Below are 21,602 nucleotides of genomic sequence, written 5' to 3'. Positions count from 1 at the left end.
GTATGCAGCTTATAAAAATTGGTATTTTAGTATCTAGCGATAGAGCCTCTCAAGGCGTGTATGAGGATATTTCAGGCAAGGCTATACAGGAGGTTTTGGGGGAGTTTATCCTCAATCCTTGCGAGTATTTTTATCATATTATAAGCGATGAGCAAAAGCTTATAGAATCTTATTTGAAGGAGCTTAGCGATGTGCAGGGTTGTGATTTGATTGTAACCACAGGCGGCACAGGACCGGCAAAGCGCGATGTAACGCCAGAAGCTACACAAAATGTATGCCAAAAAATGTTACCCGGCTTTGGCGAGCTTATGCGCAGTGTAAGCTTGCAATATGTGCCAACAGCCATTTTGTCCCGCCAAAGTGCGGGCATTAGGGGTAAATCGCTTATCATCAATCTCCCGGGCAAACCAAAGAGTATTAGAGAATGCCTTGAGGCGGTATTCCCCGCTGTGCCTTATTGCATTGATTTAATCGAGGGGAGTTATATTTATGCCAATGAGGAGCATATCAAAGCCTTTCGCCCTAAGGGCTAGGATTTTGCTCTAGATTCTATGAAACATAAGGAGATTATATGCAGCTCACGCATCTTAATAGCCAACATAATCCCACAATGGTTGATGTAAGCCATAAGCACATCACGCAGCGGGAGGCATACGCAAGCGGTATTATCACTATGAGCGCACAGGCTTTTGAGGCAGCTCTAAATCATAGCGGCAAAAAGGGCTCAATCACCCAAACTGCCATTGTTGCTGCTATTATGGGCAGTAAAAAGACAAGCGAGCTTATTCCCATGTGCCACCCGCTTATCATTAATAAAATTGATGTGGATATAAGCCTAGATTCTAAACATCATAGCATTAAGCTTGGTGTGCTTGTGAAGTGTGAGGGCAAAACAGGCGTGGAGATGGAGGCGCTAAGTGGTGTGAGTGTAGGGCTACTTACCATCTATGATATGCTTAAAGCCATTGATAAAACTATGGAGATAAGCTCTATTCGCTTAGAGCGCAAGAGCGGAGGCAAGAGCGGGGATTTTGTGCGTGAAGATATAAAGGTGAGTGATGATTAGTGTTTTATGCGCTATTTGTGGGGTGTTGTGCGGGGCGTTAGGCGCGTATGTGTGGCAGGCATATTGTGCAAAAAAAGTGCAAGCAAAACTGCAAGAGCATATCCAGCAGCTAAGCATTGAACTCACGCAAGCCAAAACTATGCTCCATGCTTTAGAATCTGCTCACACGCAGCGCATAAATGATTTGAGCCAATCTTATGAAGCGCGCTTGCAAGAGGAGAGGCAAAATGCGCAAAATATGCTTGCAAACTTGCAGACTAGATTTACTCACACGCAGGCGGAGCAAGACAAATACAAAGAGGAGCTAAAAAATGCCTTTAAAGCCTTGAGCGCGGATATTTTGCGCCAAAATACACAAAGCTTTAACCAAACCCAACTCCTCTCTTTAAAGCCCTTGCAAGATGAAATCACGCGCTTTACAAAGCAGCTCCAAGATAATCATCTCTATGCCTTAAAGCAGCATTCTACGCTTAGTGCGCAGATTGAGCAGTTAAATAAGCTCAATGTCCAGCTCTCAAGTGATGCACATAATCTCACAAATGCGCTTAAGGGCGAAAATAAGATACAGGGGAATTGGGGGGAGATTATTCTGCAGAGGGTGTTTGAAAATAGTGGCTTGCAAGAAGGGCGAGAGTATGAGCTGCAAAGCAGTGTGCGCGATGATTGGGCTAATATTTTGCGCCCCGATGCGATTATTAGGCTGCCCAAAAGCGGTGGAGAGGAGCGGTGCGTGGTGGTAGATTCTAAAACTTCGCTCATTGCGTATGAAAAAATTTGCAATGCTCAAAATGAGATAGAGAGACAAAATGCCCAAAAAGAGCTAGCCGCCTCCATGCAGGCGCATTTTAATGGGCTAAGTGCAAAGAATTATCAACAATACCTAAAAGGGCAGAAGTTAGATTTTGTGCTGATGTTTATCCCCATTGAGGGCGCGTTTTTGGAGGCTATGCAGTATGATATGAATTTGTATGATAAGGCGTATAAAAAAGGCGTGGTGCTTGTTTCGCCAACCACTATTATGGCGGTGTTGCGCATTATTCATAATCTATGGCAGTTTGAGTATCGCAACAAGAATGTAGATAGAATCTTCACAGAAATTCAAAAGCTGTTTGTGCGCATTACGCGCTTTGAAAATGTGCTAGAGAAGTTAGGGGGCAATCTTAACACATTGCAAAAAACTTATGATGATGTGATGACTAAATATAATGGGCGGCAGGGCATTGCCAACAAGAGCGATGAGATTAATGGGCTGCTTAAGGGCGCTGGCCTTCACAATAACGAGTTAGAAAATATGCCAAAAACAGACAATGACCCTGCAGATGGTGAAACTATAGGGTGATTTATAGAATCTAGATTCTATAAACTAAGGCTTAATGCCAACTCTAAATTCTTTGCGTTTTTTGGCAGCCTCAAATCGCCTTTTTTCAATCTCTGTAGTGGGAGTGAGCGGGGGGATTTTCACCTTTTTACCATGCTTATCAATAGCCACCATAGTGAAATAGCAGCTATTGCAGTGAGATACAAAGCGATTTTGAATATCCTCGCTTATCACTTTTATGCCCACTTCGCAACTGGTAGTGCCTACATAATTCACAGAGGCTAGAAAAATCACTAAAGAGCCTATAGGAATGGGGTTTTTAAACACCATTCCATCAACGCCAATAGTTACCACACCGCAGCCACAATATCGTGTAGCGCATGCATACGCTACTTGGTCAAGCAGCTTCATAAGCTCTCCGCCGTGCATAACGCCGCTAAAATTTGCCATATTTGGCGAGGCAAGCACGCTCATTGTTAAAGATTTAGGGTCAAATATATCTTCCATAGAATCCTCCTTAAGGCATAAATGCAAATTTGTTTTAAACTTTAAATTATGCGCTTTAGTACCTAATAAATGGCGTAGATTCTATCACTTTAATCCCCAAAAATCCATAAAAGTAACCTCCTAGCCTATATTTGCGGATAGATAAGCTCTAAAAATAATACAAAATCTAAAAAATACATTAAAAAAAATTTTTCATAGTCGATATGTATTTCAACCAAAGGCAAGGACGCCTAAGGAAAATACAAAAAAGGAGTTACCATGGCTTTTCAGGTAAATACTAACATCAACGCGCTCAATGCGCATGCTCAATCTACCTTTACTCAATACAACCTCAAAAATTCAATGGAGAAATTGAGTTCAGGTCTTCGCATTAACAAGGCTGCAGACGATGCTTCAGGTATGGCAATCGCCGATAGTTTGCGCTCTCAAGCAAGCTCTCTAGGACAAGCGATTAGAAATACAAACGATGGTATGGGGATTATCCAAATTGCGGATAAGGCAATGGATGAGCAAATCAAAATCCTTGATACAATCAAAACTAAAGCGGTTCAAGCGGCTCAAGATGGGCAATCTACACAATCTCGCTCAATGATTCAAATGGACATTAAGCGTTTGATTGAAGGTTTGGACAATATCGGTAATACGACTACCTATAACGGTATGGCACTACTTTCTGGTGCGCTCTCAAACAAAGAATTCCAAGTGGGTGCGTATTCTAACCAATCTATTAAAGCTTCTATCGGTGCGACTACAAGCGATAAAATCGGACAAGTGCGTATTGAAACTGGAGCTTTGGTTACAGCTTCTGGCGAAGTAACTGTAACTTTTAAAAATGTAGATGGTGTAAATGATGTAACTTTAGAATCTGTGAAAGTTTCATCATCTGCTGGCACAGGGCTAGGCGTTTTGGCAGAAGTAATTAACAAAAACTCTGATAAAACAGGTATTCGCGCTCAAGCTAATGCCATTACTACTTCAGATGGCTTTATTGCTTCAGGAAGTTTGGCTGGCGTTATGATTAATGGTATCTCTATTGGAGATGTGATTGGCATTAAGAAAAACGATAGCGATGGTCGTTTGGTGCAAGCATTTAACGCTGCGACAATGCACACAGGCGTTGAGGCTTATACAGACAATCTTGGGCGCTTGATGCTACGCAGCACAGATGGACGTGGTATTGACTTAAAGGCTGGCGGCGCAGTGGCTGGGCAAGGACCACAAGCGATTACAACGCTTAATGGCGGACAAAATATCACAAATGGTTCAACTAACTATGGACGCTTATCACTAGTAAGAACAGATGCGCGCGATATTGTGATTTCTGGGACAAATATTAGCTCAACAGGCTATCTAGATAACACAAAAGTGGCTCAAACTACAGCAAACCTCCGTGATGTAACAGGTGTGTTTAACGCTGATGTGAAGTCTGCTTCTGGTGCAAACTACAATGCTGTAATCGCTAGCGGTGGCGCGGACTTAGGTGCTGGTGTAACAAGCCTACGCGGTGCTATGGTAACTATGGACATTGCAGAATCTGCTCAAAAAATGCTTGATAAAATTAGAGCTGACTTAGGTTCTGTGCAAGGGCAAATGGTAAGCACTGTAAATAACATCACTATCACTCAAGTGAATGTTAAGGCTGCTGAATCTGGTATTCGCGAAGTGGATTTTGCTGCTGAAAGCTCTGAATTTAGCAAGCTTAATATCCTTGCTCAATCTGGTAGCTACGCGCTTTCTCAAGCTAATGCTATTCAGCAAAATATCTTAAGATTGCTTAACTAATTTAAGCCTTTACTCCTTTCCCTCCTTGCTTTCAAGGAGGGTTACTTCAAATCTTCTCTTTTATAGAATCTGCTTCAAATTCATTTTATATTTTACATTTGGCTTACAATTTTTAGCGTATTTTGCGCCATTACGCCGCAATTATAGAATCTAGATTCTATAATTAAGAGTAGATACTAATTTTATGCACTATTAATTTTTTAAAATAAGCTACAATGCCAGATAAAGAAATGAGGGTGCATAATGAAATCAATTACCATAGTATGCGTGGGGCAGCCCAATGTAGGCAAAAGTTCGCTCATTAATGAAATTTGTGGCGCACACTTAAAAGTGGGGAATTTTAGCGGTGTAACCATTGAAAAAGCTGAAGCGAGGATAGAGCATAAGGGCTATATCTTGCGCATCATCGACCTGCCCGGGACTTATTCGCTTAATGATTATTCTCTTGAAGAGCGCGTAACAAAGCAATTTTTAGAAAATGAAGCCTATGATGTGATTTTAAATGTGCTAGATTCTACCAACTTAGAGCGGTGTTTATTCCTTACCACGCAGCTTTTGGAGCTTAATACGCGTATGTGTTTAGCGCTTAATATGAGCGATGAGGCGGAGAATGAGGGCATTAAGATTGATAGTGCGTTTTTGGGCAATGTGCTGGGCGTGGATTGCGTGAGTGTATCGGCGTTCCGCAAGCAAAATCTTAATATTTTGCTTGATAAGCTTATTGAAGTTGCCCTAAATGCGCCAAAGCCTAGCAAGCGCGTGTATGCTGATTTTTTGGAGCAAGAAATTCACAATCTGCAGACATTTCTTACCCAAAAGCATTATGAGGACATAGAGTGGCTTCTTGCTCAAAAACACGCAGGATTACAGAATCTGCGCGATGTAGCCATTAAACTTTTAAAACAAGATAGCTATGTGAGCGGTGCATTGCATAATAAAGGCTGCTGGGTGGAGCTAAGTGGCTTTGTGCAGAAGTGCATTGAGCGGCTTTATGCCCAAAGTGGCGAAAAAAATGTGCGCGATATTTTTAATAATGATATTTTAAGCTTTGCAAAGGGTGCAAGTATAGAATCTACGCGCAAAGCCCCGCCCAAAAAGCCCTCTATCACGCAAAGGCTGGATAATATTTTCCTAAATAAATATTTGGGCATTCCTATCTTTTTACTCTCCATGTGGCTGCTTTTTCAACTTACCTTTTATCTAGGCGAATTCCCTAAGGTGTGGATAGAAGATAGTATGGCAGCGCTTGGCTCGTGGGTAGAGGAGTATTTGCCTAATGAATTTTTAGCCTCTTTGCTTTCAGGGGGGATTATAGCTGGTGTGGGCGCGGTACTAAGCTTTTTGCCTCATATTTTAATCCTATTTTGCGGCATTGTGCTGCTTGAGGGGACTGGATATATGGCGCGCGTGGCGTTTTTGCTCGATGGCTTTTTTCATAAATTTGGCTTGCATGGTAAGAGTTTTATTCCGCTTGTAACGGGCTTTGGCTGCTCTGTGCCTGCATATATGAGCACACGCATGCTGAAAAATCGCAATGATAGAATGCTCACACTCTTTATTATTAATTTCATGAGCTGTGGCGCGCGCTTACCTGTTTATACGCTTTTTACCGCAGCTTTTTTTTCTCCGCAAATTGCTGGGAATGTGCTGTATGGAATCTATATCTTTGGCGCATTTGTGGGCTTGTGTATGGCTAAGATTCTAAAACTTACCGCATTTAGGGGTGATGATGAACCATTTGTTATGGAGATGCCAAAATATCGCTGCCCAAGCCTGCGCCTTGTGGTGTTTAGCGTGTGGCAAAAAGCTGTGGGATATATTAAAAAGGCAGGGACATTTATTCTGCTCGCTTCGGTGATTATTTGGGCAGGCACGCAGTTTCCTAAAAATGAGGCATTAGAAGAGCAAATGCAGGAGGCAAACAAGCCGCTTTTAGCTAAACAGCAGGATTTAGAGGAGCAATTAAAGCAGCAAGATTTAAAAGCATTGCAAGATGAGCTAGATGAGGTGAATGCGCAAATGGCTGATAATGAGCATAAATACCAAGCAGCTTTTGTTGAGCAAAGCTATTTGGGGCGTGTGGGGGAATTTATACAACCTATTTTTGCTCCATTTCATTTTGATTGGAAAATGTCCGTATCCTTGCTCAATGGGCTTTTGGCAAAGGAGACTATTATTTCAAGCATGGGCGTGCTTTACGCGCTGGGCGATGAGGTCGATGAGAATAATGATGCGCCACTGCGCGATGTGCTGCAAGAGCATATAAGCCTGCCAAGTGCGGTGGCATTTATTTTGTTTATTATGTTTTACAATCCCTGCTTTGCCGCAAGTATTGTCTTTGGTAAAGAGGCTGGAGGGAAAAGATTTATCGTGTATTTGTTTATTTTTACTAGCGTAGTTTCATATGTTTTTGCCCTCATGGGCTATTATTTGACATTATTTTTAATGGGTTAGATTCTATAATTAAGCAAAATATAGAATCTAAGGTATTGCAGCGCGATTTATAGAATCTAGATTCTATAAATTTAAAAATTTTATTGAATATTAAGTTAAAAACGCGTGAAAAGTGCTTGACTAGCCTATGACAAATAAGTATAATGCGCTTTGTGTTGCAGCCCTAAAGTCCTGCAAAAATCTTAGAAAATTTCACAATCATTTCATCATAATCTGAATTATAGAATCTAGCGTTTAAGACCCAATCAAAAGCGCCCAAATACGACAGGTGGGCTAAAAGTTTGCTTAATATATTCAAAGCTTTACAGGCATTTATAGAATCCTAAATATTCACATTTTCTTAAGGAGCTAAATATTATGGCAGAGACTGCGACAAGCGGACATTCTTATGTAAAAGACAAATTGCAAGAAAACCTCAATCGCTTTATCACGCACGAATCATTTGGCGGTATCTTGCTTGCGCTATGTGTCGCTTCAGCCATGCTCACGGCAAACTCCTCGTATGCGGATTTGTATTTTGGCTTTTTTCATAGTGAATTTGGAGCGTTTTTTGATGATTCCACGCTTAAGATGAGTTTGCTTGAGTTTATTAATGATGTTTTGATGTCGTTTTTCTTTTTGCTTGTGGGTTTGGAAATGAAGCGAGAAATGCTATATGGCGAGCTTGCGGGCTTTAAGAAGGTTGGATTCTCCTTTCTTGCAGCTTTTGGCGGTATAGTATGCCCTGTTATGATTTATCTCTACTTTAATGTTGGTACAGCCTATGAGCATGGCTTTGGCGTGGCGATGAGCACAGATACAGCTTTTGCGCTAGGGCTTATTATGCTCCTTGGCGATAGAGTGCCTAAGATTCTAAAAATCTTTCTTGTAACGCTTGCTGTAGCAGATGATTTGGGCGCGATTTCTGTGATTGCTATTTTTTATAGTGAGAATATTAATATGCAGTGGATTTATGCTTCTTTGGTGCTTATTGCGCTGCTTATTTATCTTAACTATCGTGATACCAAACATCTCTCATTATATTTTTTAGTGGGGATTTTGCTTTGGATTTGTGTGCATCATAGTGGGATACATGTAACTATCGCTGCTGTGATTTTGGCTATGGCAATTCCGGGGCGCACGCGCGTAAATAAAAGATATTTTATCAATATGCTTAAAGAATTTGATAAAATGAAAGTGGCTACGAATGATTGGAACGATGTTATCGCCACGCGCGAGATTGAGAAAGTGGGATTTTGGAAAGGGAGTTTTAAAAATATCAAAAACTTTATGCTTGGCAATCAAGATGTAGAAAAAAAGATTGATATGGCTAAAACTTCCCAACTGGTGCATATGCTTGATACCATAGGCACATATTCACGCTATGCGCAAAATCCGCTTATCCGACTGGAGATAGCGCTACAGCCTTTGTGTGCATACTTTTTTGTCCCACTTTTTGCATTTGCAAATGCTGGTGTTTCGCTTAGTAGCGGCGTTGATATAAGTCTAAATAGCGTTATGCTAGGCACGACTTTGGGCTTAGTGTTGGGCAAGCCCATAGGCGTGCTACTCTTTTGCTTTGTTGGCGAGAAGCTTAATCTTGCCACGCGCCCAAAGGATTTAAGCTATGGGCATATTTTATCAGTAGGTATGATTTCAGGCATTGGCTTTACGATGTCTATGTTTGTGGCAAATCTTGCTTACAAAGATGATACAATGAGCATTGATATGTCAAAAATTTCTATTCTTGTGGCGTCATCAATTGCCGCTTTACTTGGAATCTTGGCTGTATATCTAAGCACAAGTAAGCAAAGTGAGCAAATAGAGACCCTAAATGAAGAAGATGAAATTGAAAAACTCAAAAACACACAAAGTGTGATTTAATTTTAAAGGAGCAAAAGTGGCAAAGCAAAGAATTTCAGAAGCTCTAAGCAATTTTATCCGCGCAGAATCTTTTAGCGGTATTTTTTTATTTTTCTGCGCACTTAGCGCGATGATTGTGGCAAATTCACCGCTTGGCGATATGTATAAAAGCTTTTGGGAGCAAGACTTTGGCTTTAGTATTGCGGGGCATTTTTATGGCTTTAGCATTCATGATTGGATTAATGATGTATTGATGTCAGTCTTTTTTCTTATGGTGGGGCTTGAGATTAAGCGCGAAGTGCTATTTGGGGATTTATCCGGCTTTCAAAAGGCAGCTTTCCCTGTTATTGGTGCGCTAGGAGGTATGATTGCGCCGGGCATTATTTATTACGCACTTAATATGAATACACCTTCATATCATGGCTTTGGTATTCCTATGGCGACAGATATTGCTTTTGTTTTGGGCGTGATTTTACTGCTTGGTAAATGCGTGCCTTTAGCGCTAAAAGTATTTCTTGTAACGCTTGCTGTAGCAGATGATTTGGGTGCGATTATTGTGATTGCGGTGTTTTATCCATCAGAGGAGGGGTTACATTTTTCATTTTTAGGTATGGCAGCATTGCTTATTGTTGCGCTTATTATCCTTAATCGCTTAGGAGTGCGATATTTGGGCGCGTATATGGGCGTTGGTATTTTGCTATGGTTTTGTGTGCATCATGGTGGGATTCACGCTACAATCGCAGCAGTAGCGCTGGCATTTTGTATCCCCGTAAAGCCAAAAATTGAAAGCAAAGAATTTATTAGCATTGTCCAACAAATGATAAATATTTTTGCAAATAATGATAAAGAGCGCAAAAATATGCTTCTCTCTTCACAGCAAATGGAGGCTATTGATGAGGCAAGGCGAGATTTTATCAAAGTGCAAAATCCACTTTTGCGCCTAGAGCATGCTTTGCACCCTATATGTGGCTTTATTATTATGCCACTTTTTGCTTTTGCTAATGCTGGGGTTGAGATTTCTGCGCAAGTGGATTTTCATATGGATTATATTATGCTAGGCGTTATGCTTGGGCTTATAGTGGGCAAACCGCTAGGAATATTTGGGCTTACATTTTTATGCGAAAAGTGCAAAATCGCCGCGCGCCCGCAGGGTGTGAGCTGGAGTCATATCGTTGGTGCTGGAATGCTCGCAGGCATCGGCTTTACAATGTCTATGTTTGTGGCAAATATTGCCTTTAATAATCCTTTGGCAAAAGATGTAGCAAAAGTGGCAATCTTGCTTGCTTCAAGTATTGCAGGGATTGTGGGAAGCGTGTATTTAATTATTAACCACAAAATGAGCAAAGCTAAATCTTAGCTATTCTAAGATAGAATCCTGGCTTTAACTTTACCATAAAGGACTGCTATGCAAGAAACTGCTGCACAAGGTGGCGTGCAAGGAACGCTCATATCTTTACTGCCTATCGTATTTTTTATCGCTATTTTTTATCTGCTCCTTATTCGTCCTGCCAATGTCAAGCGCAAAAAGCATCAAGAAATGATAAACGCATTGCAAAAGGGAGACAAGATTATTACCACAGGCGGGCTTATCTGCGAGATTGTTAAACCTGAAAAGACCTTTTTTAGCGTGCGGCTTAATGATGATACCATTGCTAAACTTTCCAAAGAATTTATCGCCTATAAACTTGATGAAAATGATGACACACAAGCATAACAATGGCAGTACAACGCACTCCCTCCCCTGCTAGGGGCTTTAATTATAAGCTTTTGGCACTCATTTTTGCAGCAATTTTTGGCATTGCCTTAAGCCTGCCTTCTTTTATTAAAACTGATATTGGCTGGCGCAAGATTTCTTTGGGACTTGACCTGCAGGGGGGCTTAAATTTGCTCTTAGGCGTTAAAACACAAGAGGCCATCAAGGCACGCTTTTCTTCGCTGGCTTCTCAAATTGTTTTTGATACTAAGAAAGAAAATATCCTTATTGATAATCTCAAAATTTTTGATGATAGCATAAATCTCGAGCTAGTTGATAGTGATGAAAAGCCTATGCTTGATAAGATTCTATCCCAAATTAATGGCTTACAAATCACGCAAAATAACAATAACTACTCCATTAGATTTACAGCAGAATACACAGAGGAAATACGCGATGGCGCGCTTAAGCAAGCGATTGCAACTATACGCAATCGGCTTGATGAATTTGGTTTGAGAGAGCCTAGCGTAACACAGCAAGGAAAGGATAATATCCTCGTGCAGCTGCCGGGCATTACAAGCGTTGAGGAAGAGCAGAGAGTGAGGGATTTAATCGCTAAGCCCGCACATTTGCAAATGATGGCAGTAGATGAGGAGCGAAATGCGCGTGTCAATACAATGAGCGAGCTTGAGGCTCAAAAGTATAATGATGTGATTTTGCCTTTTATGAAATCTCCACAAATACAGAATCTAGAGAGCAGCATTAAGATTTTAAATGAGCAACTTCATGCGCTAGATTCTACAAATCCCAAATATGCAGACATTCAAGCACAAATTGCCACGCTCACAGAAAAGTTACAAAAGCAAAGCACACAAAGCGAGCAAGTCATCTTGCTTAAAGCCGTGCCTATCCTTGATGGCTCTATGCTTACAGATGCGCGCACTGGCTATGACCAAAATAATCAACCCATTGTAAATTTTAGTCTAGATTCTAAGGGGGCTAAGATTTTGGGGGAATTTTCAGGAGCGAATGTCGGCAAGCGTATGGCGATTGTCCTTGATGGCAAGGTGCATTCTGCACCTGTTATCCGCGAGCGCATTGGTGGAGGAAGTGGGCAAATTAGTGGAGGCTTTACGGTGGATAAAGCAGGCGATTTAGCTATCGCGCTTAAAAGTGGGGCATTGCCAGCACCTATGGAAGTGCTTGAAAAGCGTAGCGTAGGACCAAGCTTAGGAGAAGATTCTATAAAGTCCTCGCTTATTGCTCTTGTGAGCGGCTTTGCGCTAGTGGTGCTTTTTATGATGCTTTATTATTCGCTTGCAGGTGTTATTGCAGTGATTGCGCTACTTGTGAATATTGTGCTTATCATCGCTGTTATGGCACTTTTTGGCGCGACACTCACCCTTCCGGGTATGGCAGGTATCGTGCTAACGGTGGGTATGGCAGTTGATGCAAATATTATTATTAATGAGAGAATCCGCGAGGCGCTGCGTGCGGGCTTTAGCATACCAAAGTCCATTGAAATGGGCTATGCGAATGCCTCAAGGGCTATTTTTGATTCTAATCTCACCACGCTTATTGCCGCAGTATTGCTTTATGCTTTTGGCACAGGCGCAATTAAGGGCTTTGCAATCACTATGAGCATTGGTATCACGGCTTCGATTTTAACCGCAATTGTTGGCACACATGGCATTTATCAAGCCATTATGAAATGGATTACAAAAAGTGGCAATGTGCAGCTGTGGTTTGGCATTAAGCTTGAGCACGATAAACAAGCGATTAAAGGATAAAAGGGATAGATATGGAAATTTTTAAGAAAGTTAAAATTTATGATTTTGTGAAATATAGCTCCTATGGGCTTGCTTTATCCATTCTTTTAATCATTGCTTCTTTTGGGCTTTTGTTTGTTAAGGGCTTTAATTTGGGTATTGACTTTGCAGGCGGCACTATTATGCAGCTGCAATATACGCAAAGTCCATCACTTGCGCAAATTAGAGAGTTACTCGCGCAAGATGAGCGCTTTAAAAACTCTCAAGTAAGCGAGTTTGGCTCTAAAGAGGAAGTGCTTTTAAAAATCCCCTACACTACGACAGGCGTAAATGAGAATCTAGCTGCTGATATTACAATGCTTTTAGAGCCAAGCGGTGCATTTGAGGTGCGCAGGCTAGATTCTGTAGGACCAAAAGTAGGAGATGAACTAAAGAAAAATGGCATCATTTCGCTTGTGTTAGCGGTTGTGGCGATGATGATTTATATTTCTTTTCGCTATGAGTGGAGATTCTCACTCGCTGGGATTTTTGCCCTTGTGCATGATGTGATTATTGCATCTGGGGCTGTGATACTTGCGGGTGTGGATTTTAATCTTGATGTGCTAGCGGCATTGCTTACTATCATTGGCTATTCTATCAATGATACGATTATTATTTTTGATAGAATCCGCGAGCAAATGATGATAAAGCGCCAAAAAGATATGAAATATGTGATTAATGAAGCCGTATCTTGCACGCTTTCAAGGACATTGCTCACATCTTTGACTGTATTTTTTGTGGTGCTTACCTTATATATTTTTGGAGGTGAAATCATTGTTGGATTCTCACTCCCTATGCTTGTGGGCGTTGTGGTGGCTACTTTTAGCTCAATGTTTGTCGCCCCAAGAGTTGCACTCATCTTTGGCTTTAACCTTGAAGAGTATTATCAAAAGGAAACTAATAAGCTCAAAAAACAAGAGGAGAAAAAGCGTTTGCGCGCCATGTATGAGCAAGGTCGCCTCTAAAAGGAGTAAAAATGGATTGGGGTAAAGTCTTTTTTGTATTTTTTAGCTTGATGAGCCTTACCTTTACGCTTGGCTTTTTGTATGAGAGCAATATCGTTATACTTTTTATTGCCACAGCGATTAATTTTATTGCTACCACTTTGCGCATAGGGGTGAAAAACAACCTCTCTGCTGAACTTTTTGCAAGCTCGCTTGTAGCGGACTTTCACCTTATCCCTGCTTTTGTTTTTTTGCAGGTTTTTGGTGATATTGAAATCGCTACTGCATTGGTTTTAGGCGCGGTGGTGGCTAATCTTTTCTCCATGATATTGCTTTGCATTGGAGGGGCAAAGGCAAAGGAGAGCGATTATTAAAGGATAGAGTATGAGGACTTATCACATATTACTTGCGTGTTTTGTGGCTATATGGTGGAGCGGGTGCGCTACATATAAGCTTGAAGTGGGGCAAGTGAGCCTCTATCATGAGGGCGTGCAGATAGTAGATTCTAGCAAGCCTCAAAGCAAAGTGCGCCTAGAAGTGGGGCAAAGTCGTGTGGGCAGCTCAAATATCATTCCTCTAGCACTTTTTATCTCCGCGCGCAATCTTTCAAAAGAAGCAGTGATTTTTGACACATCTTACGTGCAGTTGTATCAAAATGGTAAGCTCATTCCCCCACTTCATCAAGATGAGCTAAAGACGGAGAGCTTTGATTATGGGTATATTATAGAATCTTATCATCTCTACATACCGCCACAGCCCAATATCGAGCCTTATACTTTAGGTATACCTTTTGTGTATGGTGGCTATATGGGAGGATTTTATATGTATCCTCAAATGTTTATTATTTCCGCGCGTGAGCGAATGCAGCAGCAAATTAGGCTTGATGAGCAGAGGGCAAAAAGGGCAATTATTGTCTCAAGTGCTATGCAGAAAAATACCCTTGAGCCAAATGGCGCGCCTCGCGGTGGCTTTATACTCTATGCTCCCTCAAAACTCCAGGCAGGCACACTAGAGCTAAGAGTAAAAGTTGGGTATGATGAGCATACTTTTACTTTGCAGCTCAGAAAATAGAATCTAAAAAAGGATTTATATGAATAAATGCTATTTACTGCTGTGTTATGTCCTTTTAAGCACTCTCTTTCTATCCTGTAGCGATACTAAAGACATAGAGCAGCCAGTAGAAGCACCACCTATAAGCCTATCTCTTACAGGCGATGAGAACCTTGAAGGTTTGATGGACAAAATAGTCGCCTATATGACTTATGAATCTAATATAGAAGCAAAAATCAATACATTATTGCCAAAAGAAGTGCGCAAGATGCCAAAAGATGATGAATTTGCGCCAGTTATGTATAAAACCTATGAGATTTCACAAATGTTTGCACAAGCTTATAGGGAGAATAAAACCCACACCATTCAAGGTGCGACACTTGAAAAAGCCTTTGCTTTAGCTAAAGAATGGGAAATGCTCTGCGCCTCTGCTAAGCCTTATATGCAGCTCTCAACGCTTGCAAAGCTTGATAATATGCTTAAAATTTATTTGAGCCTTTTATTTCTTAACTACAATAATGGCGACACAAGCTATATTGATGCCCTCCTTAATCAGCAATATGAGAGCGCTAAAGGCACAGGCGAGCTTAATGCAGTTATAGAATCTCACATACAAATGCGCCTTTTAATACTTTTTGCCCTTTATCACTTAGATTCTATGCAGCAAAATACGCAAGAGCATTTGGCTAGCCGAGATTTGCGCACGGCACTGGAGGCAGATTTGGCAAGGTATAAGGACTTTTTGCCAAAGGAGCATTATGAGCTATATGACAGAACTTTTGTGCTGCTTAATCAAGAGGCATTAAAAGAGCAAGCCCCTATGGATAGAATTTTCAATAAACTCCTTGCGTATTTGCAGCAAGTTGATATATCTTTAGAAAAAAATGTAGATAGGTATTTGCATATTGAGCGTGCAAAAAATGCTTATGAACTTTCAAAAACAAAAGATTTTAATAACCCAACAGCTCAAGAGATTATCCAAATATCCCATAATCCGCTAAAAAATATTTATGATAGCCAGATAGTGGCAAATTACCTCTATGGGCTTGATTATTTAAGCCTTGCTTTGCTTAATGATAATCTTATTGCCAATCTCCCCTTAGCACTTGATTTTTTGCAAAAAGATTTTAAATTTTATCAAATCACGCAGCACCGCTTTGAGCAATCCACTTTTCAAAACTATATCGCCTCACTTTTTCTTGGGGCGTATATCTTATCAAATACGGCTCAAAATCAAGAATATTTTGATGAGTTATTGCGTCTTATTAAGGCTGAATTATCCCAGTACAGCGATATGATTGCGCCTAACGATATGGATTTATATAATGATGCGCTCACTATCCTAGAGCAAACTGATAGAGCGATATTTTCGCGCATTAATCTAGCAGAGAGCAAGCCCAAAGATGAGCCAGGCTACATTAAAGTGCTGCTTAATCTCTCCCCTCAAGAAATGCAGCAAATTGATATGTTACTCACGCAAGAGGTGAATATGGAGGGGGAATTATGCCTAAGCCCACTTGAGGTTGATTTTCTTTTATCTCTAGCTTATCAAGCCTATAAGGCGCAGGGCTTTAAGGGTGTAGCGCCTGAAATGTTTAAAATTAGGCTTGATGAAGTGCTAAATATTGAGAATCTGCCTGATAATCTTAAAAAACATCTCATTGATTTTGATAACTTCTTGCTGGTGGGCGCGACTAATAAAAGATGCTTTGTGCAAGAATTAGTGAGCGATGAGGCATTAAGCCTTTTGAGAGAAAGGCAAAAGATTTGCGGCGAAAATCTTTATTTGAGTAAAGAAAATGGCTTTATCCTCTCGCATATTTTGCCCTCACTCACGCTAGAGCGCGTGGCTAATGGGAATATATATTTTCGCTTAAAAGAAGCAGATTTAAACTTAAATAAATTTATGTTTCATAATGATGAAAATGCCTTGCAAGCCTTAATACGCGCGCAAGATACGGGGGATATTTTGTCTATTTTGCTTGCATTTTTTCCCGATATGAAAAGCTATCTTAATACGCGTCTATCCCCGCAAGATGCTCAAATACTCATATCAAAATCGCAACCAAAGCCCTGTGAGTGAGCATTCTTGACAAAAGCGCACTCTTATATTATAATAACGCCTTTTGCTTAGTCGGGGTGTAGCGCAGTCTGGTTAGCGCACTTGGTTTGGGACCAAGGGGTCGAAGGTTCGAATCCTTTCGCCCCGACCATTTTTGCGGTGGGTGTAGCTCAGCTGGTTAGAGCATCAGGTTGTGGCTCTGAGGGTCGTGGGTTCGAACCCCATCACCCACCCCACTTACTCACTTAAAAAATCATTCAACATTTCTGCGTGTAACACAGGCTCAAAAGTGAGAATCTCATATTTTGCGAGATTGTGCTGCACAAAAGGGTCGCCGCAAGAAAAGTCAAATGCGGCGTCTTTATCCTCAAATGCGCCAATAATAATCCCCCCATCTTTTGGAATCCTAGGACCAGAGGCGAGCAAAATCCCTTTTTCATAGCCTTTTTTGAGGTATTCTCTATGCTCTTGAAGTTTAGTTTGCACTTCTTCGTAAGGCTTTGTATAATGCACAAGGCACACAAATAATGCTTTCATTTTCACTCCTTTGTTAGATTAAACACATGCTAGATTCTATACTTTGCTTAATTTATAGAATCTAGCCTTATAACTTTAGGCACAAATGCGCGGCTTTGGCGCGAAATTGTAAGACCACGCAAAAAGCAACAGCGTGGAAATTATAGAATCTAACCTTAAAGACCAAGTTGATAGATTAGCTAAAGCTTAAGCTATAACTTTATACTTTAGGCGCACAGATGAGCTTTGCTCATTTGGGCAAGACCACGCGGCTTTTTATAAAAAAGCAACAGCGTGGGAAATTATAGAATCTATCTAAGCACTAGGCTAAAGCTGGCTTAGATTCTGTATTTTGGGGCGCGTGAGCTTTAAAAATATCTTGTGAAATTTTATAGCTGCAAAACTTTGGTCCGCACATAGAGCAGAACTCCGCATCTTTAAACACTTCTTGTGGCAGCGCTTCATCGTGGTATTCGCGCGCCCTATCAGGGTCGAGCGCTAGCTCAAATTGCCTATTCCAGTCAAATGCATACCTCGCATCGCTCATCTCATCATCTCTATCGCGCGCACCCACGCGCCCACGTGCAATATCAGCCGCATGCGCCGCAATTTTATAAGCCAAAATACCCTCTCGCACATCTTTTGCATTTGGCAATCCCAAATGCTCCTTTGGCGTTACATAGCAGAGCATTGCCACACCTTTCCACGCCGCCACACATGCACCTATGGCACTTGCGATATGGTCATATCCCGCCGCAATATCCGTAACAAGCGGTCCTAGCACATAAAAGGGCGCTTCATTGCAGTATTGTTTTTGCAACTGCACATTGCGTTCAATTTGATTAAGCGGCACATGCCCGGGTCCTTCTATCATCACCTGCACATCTGCTTCAAAGGCTCTTTGAGCTAACTCGCCCAAAACTTTTAATTCCGCAAACTGCGCCTCATCGCTCGCATCTGCCAAACAGCCCGGACGCAAAGAATCTCCCAAACTTAAAGACACATCATATTCTTGACATATTTTTAGAATCTCATCAAAATATTCATAAAATGGATTTTCTTTATGATAGTGCATCATCCAGCTTGCCATAAGGCTGCCCCCACGCGAGACAATACCCATTTTGCGCTTGGCTACAAAAGGCATATGGGCGAGCAAAAAGCCACAATGGATAGTAAAATAGCTCACCCCTTGCTTAGCCTGCTTGCGCAACACAGCAAGCATAGTGTCAATATCAAGCTTTAAGACATCATTTTTTACATCATATAGAATCTGATACATAGGCACAGTGCCAATAGGCACGCTTGAAGCCCTAATCACAGCGGTGCGTATTTCATCTAAATCTCCGCCCGTGCTTAAATCCATAATCGTGTCCGCGCCATATTTGATAGAGACTTGAACTTTTTCTACTTCTTCATCAATAGAGCTTGCAAGCGAGGAGCTACCGATGTTTGAATTAATTTTTGTGCGCGTAGCCACGCCAATGCCCATAGGTTCTAAGTTGGTGTGATGAATATTTGCAGGGATAATAAGCCTCCCGCGCGCCACTTCTTGGCGTATAAGCTCTGGGCTTAGGCTCTCAATATTAGCCACATACGCCATTTCCTGCGTGATAATGCCTTTTTTTGCATAATGCAATTGTGTGCGAATCTTGTCATTTGCCCGCTCTTTAAGCCAATGTGTTCTCATTATATATCCTTTATTGTGTGCAGATTCAATGCTTACGCTATCCAAACTTGTCCAATATACCCCGTTTATTTAAAAAAAGGTTAAATATATTGAGTATTTAAGTAACAATTTTTAGTTTATTTTTTGTTTTTTAGTGATAGAATAGGCGCAAAATTTGATACGCACTCTCACAGGATAGAAATTTGCAAGATAAAAATTTGCTCTTAGATGATGTTTCGCTCATTATGATGGCAGCTGGGGATTCTACAAGGTTTTGTGCTGGGCATTCTTATAAAAAACAATGGCTACGCATAGGTGAAGAGCCGCTATGGCTTGTGGCGACAAATAATATTTTAAAACATTTTGCTTTCAAAAAAGTGCTTATTACTGCTTCAAAAACAGATTTATCCTATATGCAATCTATAAGCCCCTATAAAGTCGTGCAGGGCGGTGATACACGCGCTAAATCTTTGCGTAATGCCCTAGAGTATGTCGATACGCCGCTTGTGCTTGTAAGCGATGTAGCAAGGTGGAATAGTATAGAATCTGTCATACGCGCTATGTTTGGGGCGTTAAGTGAAAATGTGGCATGTGTCGTGCCATATATGAATGTCGCAGATACGACCTTTTATGAGGGTGCATATCTTAAGCGAGAAGCCATTAAACTTATCCAAACGCCCCAGCTTAGTAGGACGCAGATTCTTAGGCAAGCTTTGCAAAATACATATGATTTTAGTGATGAGAGTTCGGCTATACACGCATTTGGCGGAAATGTAGGCTTTGTGCAGGGCAGTGAGCTTTTAAATAAACTCACATTCACGCAAGATGTAAATTGGCATTTGCCTCTTTTGAGCCCACCTGCTAAACGCACCTTTGTAGGGCATGGGATAGATATACATTCTTTTGAAGTGGGCAAAGATATGTATCTTGGGGGTGTAAAGATAGAATCTAGCTTTGGGTTTAAAGCCCATAGCGATGGTGATGTCGTGCTGCACGCGCTAAGTGATGCGATTTTAGGCGCTATGGGCGGGGGCGATATAGGCGAGTGGTTTCCTGACACAGATGCAGCCTATCATAATGCAGATTCTAAAATACTGCTTGATAGAATCTACGCTTTTGCGCAAAGTGTGGGCTATGAGCTGTATAATGCAGATATTACTATTATGGCGCAAACACCTAAAATTACGCCCTATAAAAGGGCTATGCGCGAGTGTATAGCCCATATTTTGCGCATTCCTCTATCGCAGGTGAATATCAAAGCCACCACGACAGAATCTCTAGGCTTCGTTGGGCGTAAAGAGGGCGTGTGCGTGGAGGCGTGCGTGAGTATGGGCTTTATTGATTGGCGCAAAATGTGCCAAAATAGTGAGTGGCGTCAAAAGAGTGAGCTATATCAAAAAAGTGCATTGTCTCAAAATAGCGCGCAAGGAGGCTAAAATGAATGATTGCAGCAAGAAGGAGCAGATATGAAAGTCTTAATTATTGAAAATGAAATTTATTTGGCGCAGAGTATTGCTAATAAATTAAGTGATTCTCGCTTGGAATGCGTGATTGCGCATTCACTCAAAGATGTGCAAAAAGATAATTATGATGTGATTCTTGCCTCATTTGGCACGATTAATGAGGGCTATATCGAATTAAGCAAAGCCTATCCACAAGCAATTATTATTTTAATGATTGCCTACATTAGCGATGATACAGTGATTAAGCCCCTGCGCAATGGCGTTACAGATTATATTGTGAAGCCCTTTATTGTTGATGAGCTTATACGCAAAATCACGCATTACAAAACTTGCTGCGAAATTAATGAGGAAATTAAATTTTATAGGAGCTATTTTAGCTTTATTGAGCGTGAGTTAGGCACACCAGAGCCATTTTTGTATAATCCACCTTTTGTGATTAAGACTAATACCCAGCGCAGCGCGGATATTTACGCTATGCGCTATGCACGCGAGAAGCGCATACGCTTTCAATTCTACTCCCTCAAAGAAGAGACTTGGAAGAGTATTTTTAGAATTCCCCCAAAGAAAAATGAAATTTATTACATCACTAATCTTGAGGAGCTTAAAAAAAGCGATAGGAAGGACTTCCTTGAAGCCGCACTAAAGCATCAGGTGATTATTTCTGTGGTATTGAATGAAAAAATTGCTTTCCCACAGGTGATTGATATTTCTTGTCAAAGCAATAGCGTAGAGCTAAGCGGGGAGATTCTATCTGTGAAAGAGTATGAAAAAATTATTATCACTAAATATGAGAGTCGCTATCCAGACATCGAGCTAGCTAAAAAGCTTGGTATGAGCCGCAAAAGTCTGTGGGAGAAGCGCAAAAAATATGGCATTATTCGTAAAAATAAGACCATTCCACAAGCATAATATGCGCAAAGCACAATTAATTAAAGATTTATTCCTTAGTCTTTTTTATAGTGGCTATTCGCCTAAGGCGCCCGGCACAGCAGGCAGTGCGCTAGCAGCGATAATAGGCGCGCCCATTGTGTATTTTTCACAAGAAACACTTTTTTTGCTAGGCGTGTTTATCGCGCTTGTAGCCATTAAGCAGATTAATCTCTATGAGCAGCGCACGCAAACCCATGATGATAAAAGCATAGTCATTGATGAGTTAGTGGGAATGTGGCTAGCTATGAGTATTGTGGGCTTTGGCGCACTCGAAATTGGGCTAGCGTTTATTTTATTTAGAATCTTTGATGTGTATAAGCCCTCTTTTATCGGCAGGATTGATAGGGAGGTCAAAGGAGGTTTGGGCGTGGTGGGCGATGATGCGCTCGCTGGCGCACTTGCAGGCATTACAGGATTACTCATCGTGCAAGGCTATCATTATGCTTTGAGGTTTGTGTAGATTCTGTAGTTTTCTAATTTCTTTTTTCGCAAGGCTTTTAG

19 protein-coding genes and 2 tRNA genes are annotated in these 21,602 nt (G+C 41.1%); 18 read left to right on the top strand and 3 right to left on the bottom strand.

The window, feature by feature from the left end:
* Nucleotides 1-2 precede the first annotated feature (2 nt).
* From mog to LS71_RS06955, 3 genes are read left to right on the top strand one after another with little or no spacing between them, the layout of a single operon-like run.
* A complete protein-coding gene (gene mog, locus LS71_RS06965; RefSeq protein ID WP_034355503.1) occupies nucleotides 3-533 on the top strand; it encodes a molybdopterin adenylyltransferase in 531 nt (176 codons plus the stop codon).
* Nucleotides 534-571: 38 nt separating this feature from the next.
* Complete coding sequence (gene moaC / locus LS71_RS06960) at nucleotides 572-1,066, top strand: cyclic pyranopterin monophosphate synthase MoaC (protein ID WP_034355506.1); 495 nt, start codon at nucleotides 572-574, stop codon at nucleotides 1,064-1,066.
* Nucleotides 1,059-2,405 (top strand): DNA recombination protein RmuC, encoded by a 1,347-nt coding sequence (locus tag LS71_RS06955; RefSeq protein WP_138109873.1) that lies wholly within the window; start codon nucleotides 1,059-1,061, stop codon nucleotides 2,403-2,405. The genes moaC and LS71_RS06955 overlap by 8 nt, the downstream gene beginning before the upstream one ends.
* Nucleotides 2,406-2,429: 24 nt before the next feature.
* Here the strand turns inward: LS71_RS06955 and LS71_RS06950 are convergent, their stop codons facing one another.
* Nucleotides 2,430-2,891, bottom strand: a complete 462-nt coding sequence (locus LS71_RS06950) for an acyl-CoA thioesterase (RefSeq protein ID WP_034355510.1) — start codon at nucleotides 2,889-2,891, stop codon at nucleotides 2,430-2,432.
* A gap of 258 nt (nucleotides 2,892-3,149) precedes the next feature.
* Between LS71_RS06950 and LS71_RS06945 the strand changes: the two genes are divergently transcribed.
* The 12 genes from LS71_RS06945 to LS71_RS06890 all read left to right on the top strand — a co-directional run bounded on the left by LS71_RS06945 (nucleotide 3,150) and on the right by LS71_RS06890 (nucleotide 16,762).
* Nucleotides 3,150-4,673, top strand: coding sequence for a flagellin A (locus tag LS71_RS06945; protein ID WP_034355513.1), 1,524 nt, complete (start codon nucleotides 3,150-3,152; stop codon nucleotides 4,671-4,673).
* Nucleotides 4,674-4,916: 243 nt separating this feature from the next.
* Nucleotides 4,917-7,127, top strand: a complete 2,211-nt coding sequence (feoB, locus tag LS71_RS06940) for a ferrous iron transport protein B (protein WP_034355515.1) — start codon at nucleotides 4,917-4,919, stop codon at nucleotides 7,125-7,127.
* Nucleotides 7,128-7,484: 357 nt separating this feature from the next.
* A complete protein-coding gene (gene nhaA / locus LS71_RS06935) occupies nucleotides 7,485-8,990 on the top strand; it encodes a Na+/H+ antiporter NhaA (protein WP_034355518.1) in 1,506 nt (501 codons plus the stop codon).
* A 16-nt stretch (nucleotides 8,991-9,006) separates the two neighbouring features.
* The gene (gene nhaA, locus LS71_RS06930; RefSeq protein ID WP_052058089.1) at nucleotides 9,007-10,326 is read left to right on the top strand and encodes a sodium/proton antiporter NhaA; all 1,320 of its coding nucleotides are present in this window, start codon (nucleotides 9,007-9,009) and stop codon (nucleotides 10,324-10,326) included.
* Between the two features lie 48 nt (nucleotides 10,327-10,374).
* Entirely contained in the window at nucleotides 10,375-10,683 is a 309-nt protein-coding gene (gene yajC, locus LS71_RS06925) for a preprotein translocase subunit YajC (RefSeq protein ID WP_034355522.1), read from the top strand.
* A 2-nt stretch (nucleotides 10,684-10,685) separates the two neighbouring features.
* Nucleotides 10,686-12,452, top strand: coding sequence for a protein translocase subunit SecD (gene secD / locus LS71_RS06920; protein WP_034355524.1), 1,767 nt, complete (start codon nucleotides 10,686-10,688; stop codon nucleotides 12,450-12,452).
* A gap of 11 nt (nucleotides 12,453-12,463) precedes the next feature.
* Nucleotides 12,464-13,435: a protein translocase subunit SecF gene (gene secF / locus LS71_RS06915; protein ID WP_034355527.1), complete on the top strand. Its 972-nt coding sequence runs from the start codon at nucleotides 12,464-12,466 to the stop codon at nucleotides 13,433-13,435.
* An 11-nt stretch (nucleotides 13,436-13,446) separates the two neighbouring features.
* On the top strand, nucleotides 13,447-13,788 hold the full coding sequence (locus tag LS71_RS06910; protein WP_034355530.1) for a DUF6394 family protein: 342 nt from the start codon (nucleotides 13,447-13,449) through the stop codon (nucleotides 13,786-13,788).
* Between the two features lie 10 nt (nucleotides 13,789-13,798).
* Nucleotides 13,799-14,485: a hypothetical protein gene (locus LS71_RS06905; RefSeq protein ID WP_034355533.1), complete on the top strand. Its 687-nt coding sequence runs from the start codon at nucleotides 13,799-13,801 to the stop codon at nucleotides 14,483-14,485.
* A 19-nt stretch (nucleotides 14,486-14,504) separates the two neighbouring features.
* Complete coding sequence (locus LS71_RS06900; RefSeq protein WP_034355537.1) at nucleotides 14,505-16,547, top strand: hypothetical protein; 2,043 nt, start codon at nucleotides 14,505-14,507, stop codon at nucleotides 16,545-16,547.
* A 52-nt stretch (nucleotides 16,548-16,599) separates the two neighbouring features.
* Nucleotides 16,600-16,677 (top strand) — tRNA-Pro (locus LS71_RS06895).
* A gap of 8 nt (nucleotides 16,678-16,685) precedes the next feature.
* Nucleotides 16,686-16,762: transfer RNA gene (locus tag LS71_RS06890), tRNA-His, on the top strand.
* A 1-nt stretch (nucleotide 16,763) separates the two neighbouring features.
* On the opposite strand, the gene LS71_RS06885 is transcribed toward LS71_RS06890, so the two are convergent.
* Both LS71_RS06885 and thiC read right to left on the bottom strand, forming a co-directional pair.
* Complete coding sequence (locus tag LS71_RS06885) at nucleotides 16,764-17,063, bottom strand: YciI family protein (RefSeq protein WP_034355540.1); 300 nt, start codon at nucleotides 17,061-17,063, stop codon at nucleotides 16,764-16,766.
* Between the two features lie 301 nt (nucleotides 17,064-17,364).
* Nucleotides 17,365-18,729, bottom strand: coding sequence for a phosphomethylpyrimidine synthase ThiC (gene thiC / locus LS71_RS06880; RefSeq protein ID WP_034355967.1), 1,365 nt, complete (start codon nucleotides 18,727-18,729; stop codon nucleotides 17,365-17,367).
* A gap of 182 nt (nucleotides 18,730-18,911) precedes the next feature.
* Here thiC and LS71_RS06875 point away from each other — a divergent pair, with 182 nt between their 5' ends.
* The 3 genes from LS71_RS06875 to LS71_RS06865 are packed head-to-tail and all read left to right on the top strand — an operon-like array spanning nucleotide 18,912 to nucleotide 21,561.
* Entirely contained in the window at nucleotides 18,912-20,144 is a 1,233-nt protein-coding gene (locus tag LS71_RS06875) for a bifunctional 2-C-methyl-D-erythritol 4-phosphate cytidylyltransferase/2-C-methyl-D-erythritol 2,4-cyclodiphosphate synthase (protein WP_275050994.1), read from the top strand.
* A 30-nt stretch (nucleotides 20,145-20,174) separates the two neighbouring features.
* Nucleotides 20,175-21,080, top strand: a complete 906-nt coding sequence (locus LS71_RS06870; RefSeq protein ID WP_034355964.1) for a response regulator — start codon at nucleotides 20,175-20,177, stop codon at nucleotides 21,078-21,080.
* A gap of 1 nt (nucleotide 21,081) precedes the next feature.
* Nucleotides 21,082-21,561: a phosphatidylglycerophosphatase A family protein gene (locus LS71_RS06865; RefSeq protein ID WP_034355961.1), complete on the top strand. Its 480-nt coding sequence runs from the start codon at nucleotides 21,082-21,084 to the stop codon at nucleotides 21,559-21,561.
* Nucleotides 21,562-21,602 lie beyond the last annotated feature (41 nt).

This window comes from Helicobacter jaachi, from assembly GCF_000763135.2.
Taxonomy (GTDB): domain Bacteria; phylum Campylobacterota; class Campylobacteria; order Campylobacterales; family Helicobacteraceae; genus Helicobacter_C; species Helicobacter_C jaachi.
This window is presented reverse-complemented; position numbering and strand designations above follow the sequence as displayed.